Genomic DNA, 16,239 nt, shown 5'->3' on the forward strand with positions numbered 1-16,239 from the left:
CTGCGCCGGGTCGCAGAACGCCCGTTCCTTGGAGTGAGCATGACTTCTTCCTCGGACACGTCACAAGCACCTGCGATGATTCGGCAGCGGGGTTCCTTTCGTCGTGTCATCGGGGCAAGCGTCGCCGGCACGACGTTGGAGTGGTACGACCACTTCATCTACGGTTCCGCCGCGGCGCTGGTGTTCCCCGCCTTGTTCTTCCCGGCGGGCAATCCCGTCGCGGCGACGTTGTTGTCGCTGGCGACCTACTCCGTGGCCTTCGTGACCCGGCCGCTGGGCGCCGTGATCTTCGGTCACTTCGGCGACAAACGCGGCAGGAAGGCCGTGCTGGTCGCGACATTGGTGATCATGGGCACGGCGACGACCCTCATCGGCGTGGTCCCCACCTACGGTCAGGTGGGGATCTGGGCGCCGGTGCTGCTGGTGGTGCTCCGCTTCGTCCAGGGCATCGGGCTCGGCGGCGAATGGGGCGGCGCGGCGCTGATGGTGGGGGAGAGCAGCCAGGACGGGCGGCGCGGCTTCTTCGGCGCGCTGGTCCAGATCGCCAGCCCGGTCGGCCTGCTCATCGCCAACGGCGTCTTCTCGCTCGTCACGTTCCTGGTCTCCGACGAGGCGTTCTTCGCCTGGGGCTGGCGAGTGCCGTTCCTGGCCAGCGGGATCCTCGTGGTCATCGGCCTGTGGATCCGCGTCCAGGTGCACGAGTCGCCGATCTTCGAAGAGGCAGACGGGCAGCGCGAGCAGTCGCGTGCACCGCTTCTCGTCGTGGTGACCGGGCATTGGCGCACGGTGGCCATCGCGGTCGCTCCCGCATCGGCAGCGACGTCACCTTCTACGTGTTCAACATCTTCGTCCTCGTGTACGGCACTACTCAGCTGGGCGCGCCCCGGCAGGTGCTGCTCAACGCCGTGCTGCTCGGCGCCGCGGCGCAGGCCCTCGCCATCCCGGTTTGGGGCCACCTCGCCGACCGCATCGGCCGGCGACCGGTCCTGATCATCGGCGCGATCGGCTCCGCGGCGTGGGTGTTCGCGTTCTTCTCCTTCCTGCACAGCGGCTCCAACGTCCTGATGATCTTGGCGCCGGTCGTGGGGAACGTGCTGATCGCCGCCATGTGGGGACCACTGGCGGCCTACGTGCCCGAGCTGTTCCCGACCCGAGTGCGCTACACGGGCGCGGGGCTCGGTTTCCAGCTGGCGGGCGTTTTCGGCGGGGCGCTGGCGCCGATCATCAGCGCGTTCCTCATCGCGCGGTTCGACTCGTGGATCCCGGTGGCCGTGTACCTCGCCGCGCTGCTCGCGTTGATGGTCGGTTGCGTCCTGGCCGCCCGGGAGACGGCGCACGTCGACCTGCGCACTGTCGGGGAGGCGGAGAACCGTGGAGCCTGATACTCGGCTGTTGTTCATGGAGGAAGCGCTCATCGAGGCGCGGGCAGCCGGTCGGCGCGGCGACCTCGCCGTCGGCGCGGTAGTGGTCGCGGGCAAGCGGATCGTCGGGCGCGGCGGCAACGAGGCGACCTCGTCCGGCGATCCCACGGCCCACGCCGAGGTCGTGGCCCTGCGCGACTTCGCTCGCCGGATGCCGGACGCGAATTCCGTTGCCGCCACCATGTTCACGACGTTCGAGCCGTGCCCGATGTGCCTGGGCGCGTGCCTGCTCATGAGGCTGGAGACGGTGGTCGTCGGAGGCCGGCGCCGCGCCGATGACCGCGCCTGGGGCGACTACCGGCCCGAGCTGCTCGCCGTCATGTCCGCCGCCGGCGGCCCGAGACTGCAGGTGCGCCAAGGGCCGCTGGCCGACGAGTGCCTGATAACCCGAGGGCCGGCCCGGCCGGCCGATCCTGGAGCGGAGGTTCGCAGATGACCGGTCAAGTCCGTGACCTCGTCGGCTACGGCCGCGAGGGACTCCCGGTCCGGTGGCCGAACGGTGCCCGGGTCGCGATCTGCCTCGTGATCAACTACGAGGAGGGCTCGGAGTACTCCTACGCCAACGGCGACGGGCGCAACGAGATCCCCCAGGAGTTCGACTATCCGCCGCTCCCGGTCCGCGACCTGGGCAACGAGACGATCTTCGAGTACGGCGCGCGTGCCGGGATCTGGCGTCTCCAGCGGATGTTCGACGAGATGCGGTTGCCGGTCACGTTCCAGGCGTGCGCCACGGCGCTGGAGATGAACGCCGAGGTCGCGGCCTGGATCAAGGAGGCGGGCCACGACGTGTGCTGCCACGGCTACCGCTGGGAGAACGTGTCCACATTGGACTGTGAGACCGAGCGGCAGCGGCTGCGCATGGCGATCGAATCCATCGCGGAGACCTGCGGTGTGCGCCCGCGCGGCTGGTACTCCCGGCAACCGGCGTCGGTGAACACCAGGGAACTGCTCGTCGAGGAGGGCGGCTTCCTCTACGACAGCGATTCCTTCGCCGACGAACTCCCTTACTTCGTGCCGGTGCTCGGCCGGGACCACCTCGTCGTTCCGTACTCCTTCGCGTTGAACGACGGCCGGTTCCTGCCGGGGCAGACCCTGTCGGGTCCCGACGCGTTCCTCGACCACTGCCGGCGTTCGCTGGACTACCTGTGGGAGGAAGGCGCCACCCGTCCGAAGCTGATGTCGATCGGCCTGCACCCGCGCATCATCGGTCAGCCGGCGCGCGCCCACGCGCTGCGGGAGTTCCTCCGCGAAGCGACGGACCGGGGCGAGATCTGGTGGGCGCGCAGGCAGGACATCGCCGAGTTCTGGTGGGCGAATCACGGACCCGCCGCGGATCCACAGTAGACGCGAGAGCTCAAGGACGAGGAAGTGCGAGAAATGACCAAGCTGATCAGTGGTGCGACAGTCGTCCCGGTCGACGCCGAGCGCTCCGTCATCCGCGATGGCGCGGTCGCCGTCGCGGACGACGGCCGCATCGCCGACGTGGGCAAGCGCGCCGTGCTGGAGCAGGCGTACCCGGACGCCGAGCGCATCGACGCCCGGGGGCAGATGCTCTTGCCCGGTTTCGTGAACCTGCACGTCCACTGCGCGCTCGCGGTCACCCGCGGGATCGGTGACGACATGGGCGGGGCACCCGTCTACCGCAAGGACATCCCGCAGGGCGTGATCCTCGGGCCGGACGACACCTACGTCTTCTCCCGGCTCGGCGCCCTGCAGGCGTTGGCGTTCGGCTCGACGACGATCGTGGAGAACTACATCCACTCGCTGTCCAACGTGAAGGCGCTCGCCGAGCTGGGAATCCGCGCCGTCGTCAGCGAACGCGTCCACGACGCGGACCTGTTCACCGTCCGCGGCGGCGAGTACAGCTACGACCCCGATCTGGGCAAGCGGCTGCTGGAGACCAACGCCCAGCTCATCGAGGAGTGGCACGGCTACGACGGGGGCCGCATCACCTGCCAGGTCGGCCCGCACGGCCCGGACACGGCGTCGCCACGGCTGCTCGAGCAGGCCGCTCTACTGGCCGAGGGACGCGGCGTCGGGATGTTCATCCACCTCGCCCAGACCGCGGGAGAGGTGGCGCAGGTCCGGCGGCTCACCGGCAGGAACTCCGTCCAGCACCTCGACGACCTAGGACTTCTGGGGCGTGGGCTGATCGCCGGTCACTGCGCCTTCCTCGAGGACGGCGACGCCGAGCTCCTCGCGACCTCGGGCACCAACGTCTGCCAGATCCCGGTGGTGAACGCCAAGAGCGGCTGGATCGCGCCCGCCGCGCAGCTGCGCAGGCTGGGCGCCGTGGTCGGGCTCGCGACCGACAACATGGTGCACGACATGGTGGAGGCGATGCGGTTCGCGCTCTGCGTCAACCGCGTCGCCGACGGCGGACCTGCCGGCATCAAGGCGATGGACGTGCTCGAGATGGCCACGATCCAGGGGGCGCGGGCCATCGGCCGGGAGGCCGACCTCGGATCCATCGAGCCCGGCAAGATCGCCGACCTGGTGTTCGTGGACCTCGAACGTCCGCACCTGGCGCCGCTGCTCGACCCGGTGGCGAACCTCGTCTACGCGGGCCAGTCCAGCGACATCCACAGCGTGATGGTGAACGGAGAGTTCCTGGTCCGCGACCGCGCCGTTCTCACGGTCGACACGAAGGAAGTCATGGCAGCGGCCCAGGAACGCGCCGAAAGCCTGTGGCGCTCGGTCGCGGGCTGGGAACCCGCGGACCGGGCGGTCTGCGGCCAATGCTGACGCCGGGAGGCGATGAGCCGGTGGATTCGCTCGCCGATTTGACCATCGTCGATGCCGCTGCGGCGCTGCGCGCGGGCCGGATATCGGCCGTCGAACTGATGGCAGCGGTTCTGGCCCGGGCCCGCGCGACCGAACCACTCGTGAACGCGTACGCGTACCTCGACTACGACGCGGCGCTGTCGGCCGCGCGCGATGCCGACAGGCGGCTCTCCGAGGGGCAGAACTCGGGGCCGCTGCACGGGATACCGATCGGGATCAAGGATCTGATCGCGACCCGGGAGATGCCGACCGAGGCGGGATCGGCCGTGTTGACGGGCAACGTGCCCGCCGCCGATGCGGCCGTGGTGCGCCGCCTGCGGGCCGCCGGCGCGATCATCGTCGGCAAGCACCGGACCCACGAGTTCGGCATCGGCATGAACGCGCCGCCGACCCGGAATCCCTGGGATCTCTCCCGGTATCCGGGCGGGTCCACGGCCGGCGGCGGGGTGTCGGTGGCGGTCGGCTCCAGCCTGGCCGCGATCGGGACCGACGGCGGCGGCTCCATCCGCAAGCCGGCGGCGATCAACGGCGTGGTGGGACTCAAGCCGACGATCGGCGCGGTGAACGCGGATGGCTTGGTCCCGGGTGGCACCTCCGTGGACCACATCGGATGGCTGACCAGATCGGTGGCCGACGCGGCGCTGCTGCACGACGTCCTGGCCGATCGGCCCGGTCCTGGCCGGCCGGCCAAGGAGGTCCGCCCTCGGATCGGCTGCCCGGCGTACTTCTTCGATGGCATCGAGGAGGGCATCGCCGCGGTGGTGCGGCATGCCGTCGAGTCGCTGGCCGAGCGTGGTGCCGAAATCGTTCCCATGGACATCCCGGGAATGAGCGCAACGCCCCGGGCGCACACGCTGCTCGTGTCGTCGGAAAGCGCGCGGCTCCACCAGGAGTGGATGGACGCGTGTCCGCAGCGGTACCACCCGGCGAGCCTGCGCGCCTTGCAAGCCGGCGCGCAGGTCGCCGACGCGGACCTGCAGTGGGCCCGCGGGCAACGTCGGCGGGTGCGAATCGCGATAGATGACGCGATGGACGAGCACGATCTCGATGCGCTGTGCACTCCCACGCTCGCGCTTCCGCCGGTGCCGATGGCGGAGATGGATCCGGAGCGGCTGCTGCCGGAGTACTGCCGGCTCACCCTGCCGTTCAACCTCAGCGGTCATCCCGCGGCGAGCGTCAACTGCGGCACGAGCCCGCTCGGACTGCCCGTGGGCGTGCAGATCGTGGGACGCCGGTACTGCGAGCCGGCCGTCCTGCGGCTGGCATCGATGGTCGAGAGCCCGGCCGCGCGTCCGGGGCTGCCGGCCACAACCGTTGCCAACGGCGGCTGAGAGCCGGGCCGCTATTGTCTGAACAGGACGGAGAGGAGCCGGCAGAGTGGCCAAGCCGCGGACGCCCCGAGTGATCGGCGCGCAGGACTATCCGCTACGCGAACAGGTTCGCGACGAGCTGCGCGCACGCATCGCGGATGGGCGGATCAGCCCGGGCGACCGCATGGTCGAGCAGGCACTGGCCGACGAGTTCGGGGTGTCCCGGATTCCGGTGCGCGAAGCGCTGCGCATGCTGGAGACCGAAGGCCTGGTCCACAACGTGCCGCGACGGGGCGTCATCGTTTCGGAGCTCACCCGCCTCGACATCGAGCACCTCTTCGACATCCGGGAAGCGTTGGAAGTCCTGGTGTTCCGGCTGGCCGCCGAACGCGCGACCCCGCGCGACGTGCGGCGCCTGGAGCGGCTGCTGGAGCGTGCCAAGGCCGCGATGGCGAAGGAACGCCACAGCGACGTCACGCAGATCAACGCGGATTTCCACGACGCCGTCACGGACCTGGCCGGAAACCCCTTCCTGCACGGCATGCTCGAACCGCTCACCGGCCGCCTGCGGGTGCTGATCGGCCGGAGCCGGGAGTACGAACGCCAAACCGCGGAGCACGCGGCCCTCGTCGAGGCCCTGGCCGATCGCGATCCCGACCGGGCCGCCGCGCTGGCACTGGCACACATCCGGACCAGCCGCGCCCACGCCCTGACGCAGTACGACGCCGCGCACGCGCAGGAGGGCTCGGCCTAGCTCCCGGCCGGGGTTGCCCGCGATGCGCTGAACTTCCCGGGTCAAGACCTTCCGCCGCCGTTCACTCCACCAGGAAGATCTGGGCGAGGCTGCCGTCGCAACGGTCCTGGATGAGCTGAACGCCCGGCTCGGTGCGGTGCTGGAAGACGCCGATGCACCACTTGGGAGCCGGCACCGAGTGGATCCGGTAGCCGTTGGCCGGGGAGCCGACCGGTTCGAAGGTGTACCGCTGGTCCGGGCGGCCGTCCTCGCATTCGTGCCCCGCGAGCAGCACCTCTGCGTCCGAACCGCCGTAATCGGTGGTCACGCAACCGGGCCCGTTCTCCGGGGAGTGCAGCAGCAGGCGAAAACTCCCGTCCGGGTCCGCCTCGACGCCGACCGGGGGGCCGGCCGACGCGCAGTCGTGCTGGCCGAGCACGTCGCGGCCGGAAGCGGTGAACTTCTCCGGTCCTTCGCCCAGGCACAGCCCGGTGTGCGCGAGGCGGATCCGCTGGACCGAGGCGAGCGGGCCGGCCGCCTTCTCGTCGAGCTGCGGCGTTGGCGTGGCGGGCGGTGCCTGCCGTTGTGCGGCGACGGGCTCATGGGATTCGGGCTGACCGAAGGTCAGGCTCAGCGCGATGATCGCGGCACCCGCGGCGACGGCTGCGACCGCGATGACGGCCGCCCGCCGCCACTTGGCGCGACCGGTCGGCTTCGGCACGAACTCGGCCTCGGCTGCCGGTTCGGGTGAGCCCTCGGACCTGGCGGCCAGGTCGTTGCGGGCCGCGACCCAGGTCTCGATGGTCGGCTCGTCGCCGCCGCAGGCTCGTACGAACGCGGCGACGAGATCGGCACGGGGCAGCTTGTCGCGGGACAGCGCCGCGTTGATGGTCGAGCTCGGCAGCACGTCACCGGCCCGCCCCGCGCGGCGTTCCAGCGCGCGGAAGCTGAGGCCGGCCCGCACGCGCATTCGCCGCAATGCGGCGACGAATGCGACGGCATCGTCGATGTTCTTCGGGTCAGGTCGGTCTTGAGGCCCCGGAGCTTCCTCCCCAGCGGAGTTCATGCGCCCACCATATTGCGTCCCGGCCGGTGTCCGGGACTGTCCCGGACGACCCGGAACCTTGTTTCCCCAGATGGCAAGCGGATTGTCTCGGTGGTGCATCCACGGCGATCGAGAGGGAGTTCGCAATGCCGATTCGACGAATGAGCCGCCGGCGGCGGAGCCGGGGAACGTGGGTCTGCGCGGGGTTCGCGGGAGGAGTGACGATGGGGGCGCTCGCGGTCGGCCTGGTGACCGTCGGGTACGGGAACCGGGTGATCGCGAGCGAGGCGCCGGAGCCGGCGGCCGCGGTGCTCCCCGCGGATCTCGGCCGTCTCATCGACGAGTACCTCGAACGGAAGGGATACGTCCCGGAGGCGGATCTGCTGCTGCCGGAGCTCACCGAGGTTCCCGCCGACCTGGTTCCCGTCCCGCCGGAGCCAGCCGCACCGGCGAGCGTTCCGCTCTCGCAAGCGGTGCCGGTTCCGCTCCGCTCCCGGGCGGAGCAGATCGAGGTCGTCGACATCCCCGCGCAGTTGGACGCTGCGATCGGGGAAACCGTGCCGGAGGTGGCCGGTGCGATCGGGGAAGCCGAGCCGGAGGTGGTCGACGGGTTGGCCGATCTCATCGACGCCGCAGAACCGCCCCCGGTCGTTCTGCTGGAGTCGCCGGTAGAGGAGGGCCAAGAGGCGGAGGAACTCGTGACGACTCCGCAACCGGTACCGGTCGAGCCGGAATCCGCGCCGGTGCCCGAGGAACCGGTGACCGCGTTGGTCGTGTCGGAGCCGCGGCACGAGTCGCGGGAATGCGCTGCGGCGACCTGCCGGGGTGTCGAGGACGGACCGGCGGATGTGTGGGGCGAGTCCTCGGGCGAGGGCGCCGAACCGGACGCCTTGATCGAGTCGAGCGTGGCCGACTACGAGCCCGCGCCGATGCGAGTGGAGCGCTACGCCTTGGCAGGGGTGGCCGGTGAGCACTGATCAGGACAAGCTGGACGAGGCGCGTCGGCGGTTGCGCAAACTGGGTGTCCAGGTGCTGGTGGGCGCGACGATGGCGACCGGGGTGGCGCTGGTCGGGCCGGCGGCGGTCGCTTCGGCGGCACCGCCGCCGGTGAGCGCGACGCCGAACCCTGGCCAGGGACAGCCAGGCGGTACCCGGAGGATGATCCAGAAGATCAAGGGCGTCATCTACGAAATCCGCTTCCCCGACACGCTGGATCCCAACGACCCGCGCTTCCGCGAGAAGGTCATCGCCGGCGTTGCGGTCCGGCGTCTGGAGAAGGGGCTGAGCGTGGGGAAGACCTCGGTGTCCATCGCCGACGTGCCGGACCTGGCCGACGACGTCGCCGAGGCCATCAGGCGGACGGGGCAGACCACCGAAAGGCTCAAGAAACGGCTCAACGGAGCCGAGGAACGCATCACGAAGCGCCAGGAGCAGTTGGCCGATGCCAAGACGCCGAGGGCCAGGACGACGGCCGCCCGCCGGCTGGAGCAGGCGCGCAACAGGTACAACAGCGTCTTCAGCGAGTACATGAAGGCGAAGAAGGCGGCGGAGCCCTTCGACTGGGACAAGGAGGTCAACCGCCTCACCAACCGGCTCAAGGATTTCGAACGAGCGGCCAAGAGCCCCCGCCTGACCGAGCACGGCCGTCAGCAGGCGAAGAAACGAGTCGACGAGGCGCGTGCGGAATTGGCGCAGGTGCAGGAAGACCGCGATCGGGCCCGCTCCGCCGGTCGGGACGACGACGAAGGCGGGGACACCACAGGAACCGGTGCCAAGCCGAAGAAACCCGACAACGGTGGCACCGACGGGACCACCGCCGAGCGGCCGAGCACCGGCAAGGTGCGGACGCAGGGCCGTCTGGGCAGGCTCGGTACCCGGCTCGGCACCATCCGGATGCCGCGCGGCTACCGGGGCGGAGGCACCGGTCTGAGCCAGGTCTACGGCGAACTGCTCGGGCAGGCGTACGCCGACCACGTGTCCGCGGAGCACCAGGAAACGCTGCGGAAGGCGATACAGGATCCCGCACTGCGCAAGCGCATCATCGACGACTACAACGACATCAAGGACAACAACCACCTGGAGACCTTCGGCCGCGCCTTCGACACGTCCAAGGGGTTCACCCAGGGCACCACCCGGGATATCGGCCCGAAGCTGGTGGAACACCAGAAGATGCTCGATACGACCAGGAAGAACGCGGACAGGTCCAATGCCGACCCGCTGTACCAGCAGGCGCGGCGGGAGTGCGGTGGCTACGACACTTGCGTGACCGAGCGGACGAAGCGACTGCGGGATCGCAACGCCCGCGAGGTGGCGGATTCGACGAAGAAGGCGCGCCAGTCGAACGCTGATCCGAGCTATCGGCAGGCGCGGAGGGAGTGCGGTGGTTACGACACGTGCGTGACCGACCGGACGAAGAGGCTGCGGAAGGAGGAAGAACGGAAGGCGCGGGTCGTCGCACCCGTTACGAAGAAGGCGCGCACGTCGAATGCCGATCCGAGCTACCAGCAGGCGCGGCGCGAGTGCGGTGGCTACGACACCTGCGTGACCGAGCGGACGAAGCGACTGCGCGAGCAGAAGAAGAGCAACGACCGGGCTGTCGCGGATACCACGAAGCAGGCCCGCCGCTCGGCCAACGACCCCCTCTACCAGCAGGCGCAGCGGGAATGCGGCGGCTACGACACCTGCGTCCAGAGCCGGGTGAAGAAGTTGCGGTCCGAGAAAACCGCCCGCACCGACACCAAGACGCCGAAGACCAAGGCGCAGAGCAAGAAGTCGAGCCGGGTGAAGGTCGCCAGTTGATCCGTGCTCCCAGGGCCTCCGCTGCCCGGAGTTGCACCGTACGCGGGATCGCCCCTCGACGTCGAGGGGCGATCTTTCGCCGCGCTCACTGGTTCCTCCACTTAGGACAGTCATGCTCGGTGGAGGGTCACTTCGCGGGTTCGCGGACTTCGGCGAGCGTGTGCACCAGGCGCGGCAGGGTGAGCATGATGTAGTCCCGGACGGTGCGCACCGGGTCGTCGTCGCCGGAGAGGATCGCGTCCTGCATCGCCGACTCGAACTGGGCGAGCAGCATCCGCGTCAGGTGCATCGAGTCGATCGCGAAACGCAGTCCCACCGATTCCAGCGCGGCGTCGATCATGTCGGCCAGTTGCTGCTGGAAGGCCCGCGTGGCCTCCAGGAAGCGCGGTGCGATCTGCGGTTCGCGCATCGCGAGCAGCCGGAACTCGCTGTTGAGCACGCACCACTGCCGTTCCTCCGGCAGGAAGGCCAGCAGGTCCGCGATCGCTTTCTCGATCAGCTCCGGATCGGGCTTGCCCTCGGTCCGGCCGAGCGGGGCGATCGCGTCGTCGAACCGCTCCCGCAGCGCCTCCAGCCGCAGCCGGTTCTCCCGCTCGGCCAGCGCCATGAACAGCTCTTCCTTGCTGGCGAAGTTGGAGTGGAACGCCCCGCGCGTGAACCCGGCCGCGTCCGCGATCGCCTCGATGGACACGCCGTTGATGCCGTGCTCGCAGAACTGCTGGTACGCGGCGTCCATCAGCCGTTCCCGGGTCTTGGCCCGGCGGGCCGTCTCCCGCGTGCCGGGCTCGGTTGCGCCGCCCGCCGCTGCGGCCGACCTGGTCTTGCTCACGCGAACTCTTCCTCCCCGCAGATGGTTCCGTGATCTTTCGCACTCGCGCGGAACCTATCTCATCGTAGTCGATACGGCCCGGTATCGGATACCGTGACGTATCCGATACGGATCGGTATCGGCTCTCGTCCGGTGACATCAACATCGTCCGGTCCGACCGGCGACAGGAGTCTGCGTGTCCTCCTTCCTCTATTCCGTCGGCCGCAGAGCGTTCGCGGCCCGCAAGGCGGTGCTGGCGCTCTGGCTGCTGGTCCTGGCCGTCGCAGGTGGTGCCGCGGGCCTGCTGAACCAGGGCCTGGACAACTCCATCAGCATTCCCGGCACCGAGTCGCAGGAGGCGCTCGACCGGCTGTCGGTGACGTTCCCGCAGACCAGCGGCGCCTCCGCGCAGATCGTGGTGGTGGCACCGGGCGGCATGCGGGATCCGGCCGTGCAGCGCGAGGTGGAGCGGGCGGTCGGCGAGCTCGAAGACGTGCCGCAGAAGTCGCAGATCGTCTCGCCCTACCAGACGGAATTCGGGGGGGCGATCAGCGAGAACGGCAAGGCCGGGCTGATCATGGTGCAGCTCGACGGCGAGATCTTCGCGATCGGCGAGCCCGCCAAGGACCGCATCGTCCAGATCACCCATGAGCTGCAGGACCGCCTGCCGGCGGGATCGCAGGCCTCCTACGGCGGCCAGCTGTTCTCGCAGAAACTCCCCGGCGTGACCATCACCGAGGCGCTCGGCCTGGTGATCGCGATCGCGGTCCTGGTGATCACCCTCGGTTCGTTCCTCGCGGCCGGCATGCCGCTGATCAACGCGCTGCTGGGCGTCGGCATCTCCATGACGCTGATCTTCATCGCGACCGCGTTCGGGCCGATCACCGCGACCACGCCGCTGCTGTCGCTGATGCTGGGCCTGGCGGTCGGCATCGACTACGCGTTGTTCATCGTGTCGCGCCACCAGCAGGAACTCGCCGGGGGAGCGTCGGCGCAGGAGGCCGCCGCGCGGGCCAACGCGACCGCGGGTTCGGCAGTGATCTTCGCCGGGCTGACGGTGATGATCGCGCTGGTCGGGCTCGGCGTCGCGGGCATCCCGTTCCTGACCACGATGGGCGTCGCGGCGGCCGTCGGCGTCGGCGTCGCGGTGCTGGTGTCGGTCACCCTGATGCCCGCGCTGCTGGGCTTCGCCGGCGACCGGCTGCGCCCGCGTTCCCGGAAGCGGCGCACCAAACCCGCTTTCGGCGAGCGGTTCTTCTCCGGCTGGGTGCGCGCGGTGACCCGCTTCCCGATCGTCACCGTGCTCGCCGTGATCGCGGTGCTCGGCATCGCCACGGTGCCCGCGGCCGGGCTGCGGCTCGCGCTGCCCGACGCCGGCGCGCTGCCGAAGGACGAGCCCGCCCGCGTGACCTACGACCTGATCGACGAGCACTTCCCGAAGGGCTTCAACGGCCCGCTGATCGTGACCGCCAACATCGTCACCAGCACCGACCCGCTGGGCCTGATGGACGACCTCAAGGCGGAGATCGAGCGGCTGCCCGGCGTGGCCGACGTGCCGCTGGCCACCCCGAACCCCACCGCCGACACCGGGATCGTGCAGGTGATCCCGGAAGGCGAGCCGGATTCGCCGGAGACCAAGCAGCTGGTGGACGACATCCGGTCGCTGCGCGGGCACTTCCAGGAGACCTACGGCATCGACATCGCCGTCACCGGCTTCACCGCCGTGGGCATCGACGTGTCGGCCAAGCTGGGCTCGGCGCTGCTGCCGTTCGGCGTGGTCGTCGTCGGGCTCTCGCTGGTGCTGCTGACGATGGTGTTCCGGTCCATCGCGGTGCCGGTCAAGGCGACGCTGGGTTACCTGCTGAGCATCGGCGCCTCGCTGGGCGTGGTGAAGCTGGTGTTCCAGGACGGCTGGCTGGCCGGCGCGTTCAACGTCGAGAACACCGGGCCGGTCATCAGCTTCATGCCGATCGTGCTGATGGGTGTCCTGTTCGGACTGGCCATGGACTACGAGGTGTTCCTGGTTTCCCGCATGCGCGAGGAGTTCGTGCACACCCGCGACGCGCGCGGCTCGATCAACTCCGGTTTCGTTTCCTCGGCGCGGGTCGTGACGGCCGCGGCGGTGATCATGTTCGCGGTGTTCATCGCGTTCGTCCCGGAGGGCGACGCGAACATCAAGCCCATCGCGCTCGGGCTCGCGGTCGGCGTGTTCGTCGACGCCTTCATCGTGCGCATGACGCTGGTTCCCGCCGTGCTGGCGCTGATGGGCGACAAGGCGTGGTGGATGCCGCGGCGGCTGAACCGCGTGCTGCCGTCCTTCGACGTGGAAGGCGAGAACCTCCGCGAGGAACTGGCGCTCGCGGACTGGCCGCGGCCCGGCGCCGACGATGCGATCGCCTGCGACGGTCTGCGGCTGGCCGACCCGTCCTCGGGCCGTCTGATCTACGGCGGCGTCGGTTTCTTCCTGCCGCGTCAAGGAGCGCACGTCGTGCGTGGCGGTGCCGAATCGGCGGTGACGGCGTTGTTGCTGACCCTGTCCGGACGGCTCAAGCCGGACGCGGGCAAGTTGAAGGTGCTCGGCCACGTCCTGCCCGCGCGGGCCTCGGCGGTGCGCTCGCAGGTCGCCTACGTCGACGCCGGCGAGGGCGGTTCGGAAGCCGTGCGGCTCGCGCTCCGCGAGAAACCCGCCGTGCTCGTCCTCGACCGCACCGACCGGGTTTCCGATCCCGGCGAGCGGCGGGCGATCCGGGACCTGCTCGCCGGAAGCGGCATCACCGTGGTCGCCGGCACCACCGGCCTGGCCGAGGTGGACGACGTCCTGCCCGCTTCGCCGTGGGCCACCGCCTCCGACCTCCGCGTGGCCGAGCAGCCCCGCACCCTCTCCGGCGCGATCCGCTAGAAAGCAGAGGTAATCGCAGTGCGTTCGTGGAACAACGGCCGGTCCCGATTCCGGCTCCCGCTGCTGGCCGTGGTCGGCCTGCTGCTGGTACCGCTGGCCGTCGCGGGGCTGCTGACGTGGTCGCTGGGCAAACCCGAGGACCGGCTCAGCGGCGTCAAGGCCGCCATCGTCAACAACGACGAGCCGGTGGAGATCAACGGGCAGCTCACCCCGCTGGGGCGGCAGCTGTCGGCCAAGCTCGTCGGCGACGAGATCGAGAGCAACTACAGCTGGGAGTTCGCCACCGAGCAGACCGCGGCTGAAGGCCTGCGCGACGGCACCTACGTGGCCGTCGTGACCATCCCGGAGAACTTCTCCGCGGCCGCCACCTCCTTCTCCGGTGACCCGGCGCAGGCCAAGCGGGCGACGATCGACGTCACCACCGGCGACCGCGGCCGCCTCGCGGACGAGACGATCAGCCGCGTGGTGACCACGACCGCGGCGAACCTGCTCGGGCAGCAGCTGACCACGACCTATCTGGACAACGTCTACGTCGGATTCAACACGCTGGGCGACAAGCTCGGCGAAGCCGCGGACGGCGCCACGTCGCTGGCCGACGGCGCCAAGCAGCTCGTCGGCGGGACCGACCAGCTCTCCAGCGGCGCCGACCAGCTGGCGCACGGTTCGAGGTCGCTCGCCAACGGCCTCGGCGCGCTCGACGACGGTGCGGCACAACTTGCCCAGGGCACCGGCGGCTTGTCCGACGGGCTCGCCGCGATGCGCGAGCAGACCGCGAAGCTTCCGCAGCAGGCCGCGACCCTCGCCGACGTCTCGGCGCAGGAGGCGCAGGGCGTGCAGCAGCTCAACACCGGTTTGCAGGGCCTCGCGCAGAGCCTCGAGGAGTCGGCCAAGGAATGCCCGGTCGGCGTGCTGCCGAGTTGCCAGAAGCTCGCGGGTCAGGCCGCGGCGGCGAGGGCGCTCAGCGACGGGGCCGGGCAGGTGCAGCAGGCGAGCCAAGGCGTGGCCGGCGGCCTCGACGCGCTCGCCGGGCGCGCGCAGGGATCCGGCGGCGGACTTCCCGCGCTGTCCCAGGGCATCGACCAGCTCGCCGGCGGCGCGGCCCAGCTCGCCGGCGGCGCGGCCCAGCTCGACGACGGCGCGACGAAGCTCGCGGACGGGCTCTCGCAGACCCGCGGCGGCGCCGACCAGCTCGCCGGAGGTGCCGAGCAGCTCGCCGGCGGGGTGCGCGGGATCGCCGACGGCGCCCGGCAGCTCGGCGACGGCTCCGGGCAGCTGTCCTCGGGCTTGGGCCAGGCCGTGGACCAGTTGCCCACCTATCCGGACGGCGACCGGGACAAGCTCGCGCAGGCGGTCGCGAACCCCGTCACGACCGCGAACGGCACGAGCCTCGGCTTCGGCTCCTCGGGGCCGTCGCTGTACGCGGTGCTGGCGCTGTGGATCGGTGCGCTGGCGACGTTCCTGGTGCTGCGGCCCTTGCCTGAGCGGGTGCTGGGTTCGACGCGCTCGTCGTTCCGGCTCACGGCGCGGCAGTTCGCCCTCCCCGCCGGCATCGCCGCGGTGCAGGGGCTGCTCGTGACCGCGGTGGTCGGGGTCGCGCAGGACCTGTCGGTCGGGCAGTGGTTCGGCTGCGCCGCACTGCTGGTGCTGACCGCGGTGGCATTCACCGCGGTCAACCACGCGCTCGCGGCGTTCGGTGGAATCGGCCGGTTCGGCGCGATGCTGGTGGCCCTGCTGATGCTGGCCGGCGGATTCGTCGCCGCGGTACCGGCGGCGCTGCGCGCGGTTTCGTGGGTGCTGCCGACCGCGCCCGCGCAGGACGCGCTGCGTGCGGTCGTGGAAGGGATCGCGCCGAGCGGCGGGCTGATCGCGGCGCTGGTGGCCTGGGCGCTGAGCGGCCTCGTGGTCACCTTCCTGGCCATCGAGCGCGGGCGCACCGTCCGCGCCACCCGGCTGCGCCCGAACCACGCGCTGCGGGGCGACCTCGGGACGACGTGATCACCGGGCCGATCATTTCGGGCTGCCCCGAATGGCGCTGATCACGACGTCGGTATTCGCAGTGGATGGTCTTTCGGATGCCTACTTCGTACGCGAGACTGCCGCAGAGTGGCCCAACGCGAATTATCCCTACGGCGTCTCCGCACATACCGGCGACGCCGTTGCCATGATGTGATCTGAATCAGCATTGTTGATCGATGGTTTATTCGCGGTGCGCGTTCCCAATTAAAAGGCGGCGTTGCGTTCGGCATGCTCAACGTCCCGGTCACCGCCACCGCGGTCGCCGGTCTGCCGATGGCGCAGGCCGGAGTCGCCGCGGCCAGCCACCTGGCGTGGTGGCTGCTGGCGGCCTGCGGCCTGCTCATCGGCGCCATCGGCCTGATCACCACCAGCCGCTGGGCCCAGCGCACCGCGACGACCACTGCGGCGGCCATGGCCGAATAGC

Annotated in this window: 15 protein-coding genes; 13 read left to right on the plus strand and 2 right to left on the minus strand. The window is 70.3% G+C overall.

Features of this window, described 5'->3' with window-relative positions; all coding sequences use genetic code 11:
• Positions 1 to 39 precede the first annotated feature (39 nt).
• Genes AB0I53_RS35490 through AB0I53_RS35520 form a run of 7 tightly spaced genes read left to right on the plus strand, consistent with a single transcriptional unit; the run spans position 40 to position 6,269 of the window.
• Complete coding sequence (locus AB0I53_RS35490) at positions 40 to 990, plus strand: MFS transporter (RefSeq protein WP_358612967.1); 951 nt, start codon at positions 40 to 42, stop codon at positions 988 to 990.
• Positions 873 to 1,382 carry an MFS transporter gene (locus AB0I53_RS35495; protein WP_358613024.1) on the plus strand — a complete coding sequence of 170 codons (510 nt, stop codon included), beginning with the start codon at positions 873 to 875 and terminating at the stop codon, positions 1,380 to 1,382. Before AB0I53_RS35490 ends, AB0I53_RS35495 begins: the two co-directional genes overlap by 118 nt.
• A complete protein-coding gene (locus tag AB0I53_RS35500; RefSeq protein WP_358612969.1) occupies positions 1,372 to 1,857 on the plus strand; it encodes a nucleoside deaminase in 486 nt (161 codons plus the stop codon). Before AB0I53_RS35495 ends, AB0I53_RS35500 begins: the two co-directional genes overlap by 11 nt.
• Positions 1,854 to 2,765: a polysaccharide deacetylase family protein gene (locus AB0I53_RS35505; RefSeq protein ID WP_358612971.1), complete on the plus strand. Its 912-nt coding sequence runs from the start codon at positions 1,854 to 1,856 to the stop codon at positions 2,763 to 2,765. The genes AB0I53_RS35500 and AB0I53_RS35505 overlap by 4 nt, the downstream gene beginning before the upstream one ends.
• Before the next feature lie 33 nt (positions 2,766 to 2,798).
• Positions 2,799 to 4,166, plus strand: coding sequence for an amidohydrolase family protein (locus tag AB0I53_RS35510; protein WP_358612973.1), 1,368 nt, complete (start codon positions 2,799 to 2,801; stop codon positions 4,164 to 4,166).
• Positions 4,167 to 4,186: 20 nt separating this feature from the next.
• The gene (locus tag AB0I53_RS35515) at positions 4,187 to 5,536 is read left to right on the plus strand and encodes an amidase (protein WP_358612975.1); all 1,350 of its coding nucleotides are present in this window, start codon (positions 4,187 to 4,189) and stop codon (positions 5,534 to 5,536) included.
• 46 nt (positions 5,537 to 5,582) lie between these two features.
• Positions 5,583 to 6,269: a GntR family transcriptional regulator gene (locus tag AB0I53_RS35520; protein WP_358612977.1), complete on the plus strand. Its 687-nt coding sequence runs from the start codon at positions 5,583 to 5,585 to the stop codon at positions 6,267 to 6,269.
• 61 nt (positions 6,270 to 6,330) lie between these two features.
• On the opposite strand, the gene AB0I53_RS35525 is transcribed toward AB0I53_RS35520, so the two are convergent.
• On the minus strand, positions 6,331 to 7,314 hold the full coding sequence (locus AB0I53_RS35525) for a helix-turn-helix domain-containing protein (RefSeq protein ID WP_358612979.1): 984 nt from the start codon (positions 7,312 to 7,314) through the stop codon (positions 6,331 to 6,333).
• Positions 7,315 to 7,517: 203 nt separating this feature from the next.
• Between AB0I53_RS35525 and AB0I53_RS35530 the strand changes: the two genes are divergently transcribed.
• Together AB0I53_RS35530 and AB0I53_RS35535 are read left to right on the plus strand one after the other, a co-directional pair.
• Positions 7,518 to 8,270 (plus strand): hypothetical protein, encoded by a 753-nt coding sequence (locus AB0I53_RS35530; RefSeq protein WP_358612981.1) that lies wholly within the window; start codon positions 7,518 to 7,520, stop codon positions 8,268 to 8,270.
• Positions 8,260 to 10,092 (plus strand): hypothetical protein, encoded by a 1,833-nt coding sequence (locus AB0I53_RS35535; protein WP_358612983.1) that lies wholly within the window; start codon positions 8,260 to 8,262, stop codon positions 10,090 to 10,092. Before AB0I53_RS35530 ends, AB0I53_RS35535 begins: the two co-directional genes overlap by 11 nt.
• 127 nt (positions 10,093 to 10,219) lie before the next feature.
• On the opposite strand, the gene AB0I53_RS35540 is transcribed toward AB0I53_RS35535, so the two are convergent.
• Positions 10,220 to 10,921 (minus strand): TetR family transcriptional regulator, encoded by a 702-nt coding sequence (locus tag AB0I53_RS35540; RefSeq protein WP_358612985.1) that lies wholly within the window; start codon positions 10,919 to 10,921, stop codon positions 10,220 to 10,222.
• A gap of 175 nt (positions 10,922 to 11,096) precedes the next feature.
• Here AB0I53_RS35540 and AB0I53_RS35545 point away from each other — a divergent pair, with 175 nt between their 5' ends.
• The 4 genes from AB0I53_RS35545 (at position 11,097) to AB0I53_RS35560 (ending at position 16,238) form a co-directional block, all read left to right on the plus strand.
• Positions 11,097 to 13,799 carry an MMPL family transporter gene (locus AB0I53_RS35545; protein ID WP_358612987.1) on the plus strand — a complete coding sequence of 901 codons (2,703 nt, stop codon included), beginning with the start codon at positions 11,097 to 11,099 and terminating at the stop codon, positions 13,797 to 13,799.
• An 18-nt stretch (positions 13,800 to 13,817) separates the two neighbouring features.
• On the plus strand, positions 13,818 to 15,794 hold the full coding sequence (locus tag AB0I53_RS35550; RefSeq protein ID WP_358612989.1) for a YhgE/Pip domain-containing protein: 1,977 nt from the start codon (positions 13,818 to 13,820) through the stop codon (positions 15,792 to 15,794).
• Positions 15,795 to 15,825: 31 nt separating this feature from the next.
• On the plus strand, positions 15,826 to 15,969 hold the full coding sequence (locus AB0I53_RS35555) for a hypothetical protein (RefSeq protein ID WP_358612991.1): 144 nt from the start codon (positions 15,826 to 15,828) through the stop codon (positions 15,967 to 15,969).
• A gap of 74 nt (positions 15,970 to 16,043) precedes the next feature.
• A complete protein-coding gene (locus tag AB0I53_RS35560; protein WP_358612992.1) occupies positions 16,044 to 16,238 on the plus strand; it encodes a hypothetical protein in 195 nt (64 codons plus the stop codon).
• The last annotated feature ends 1 nt before the right edge of the window (position 16,239 follow it).

The organism is Saccharopolyspora sp. NPDC050389, from assembly GCF_040655595.1.
In the GTDB taxonomy this organism is placed as follows: Bacteria; Actinomycetota; Actinomycetes; order Mycobacteriales; family Pseudonocardiaceae; genus Saccharopolyspora.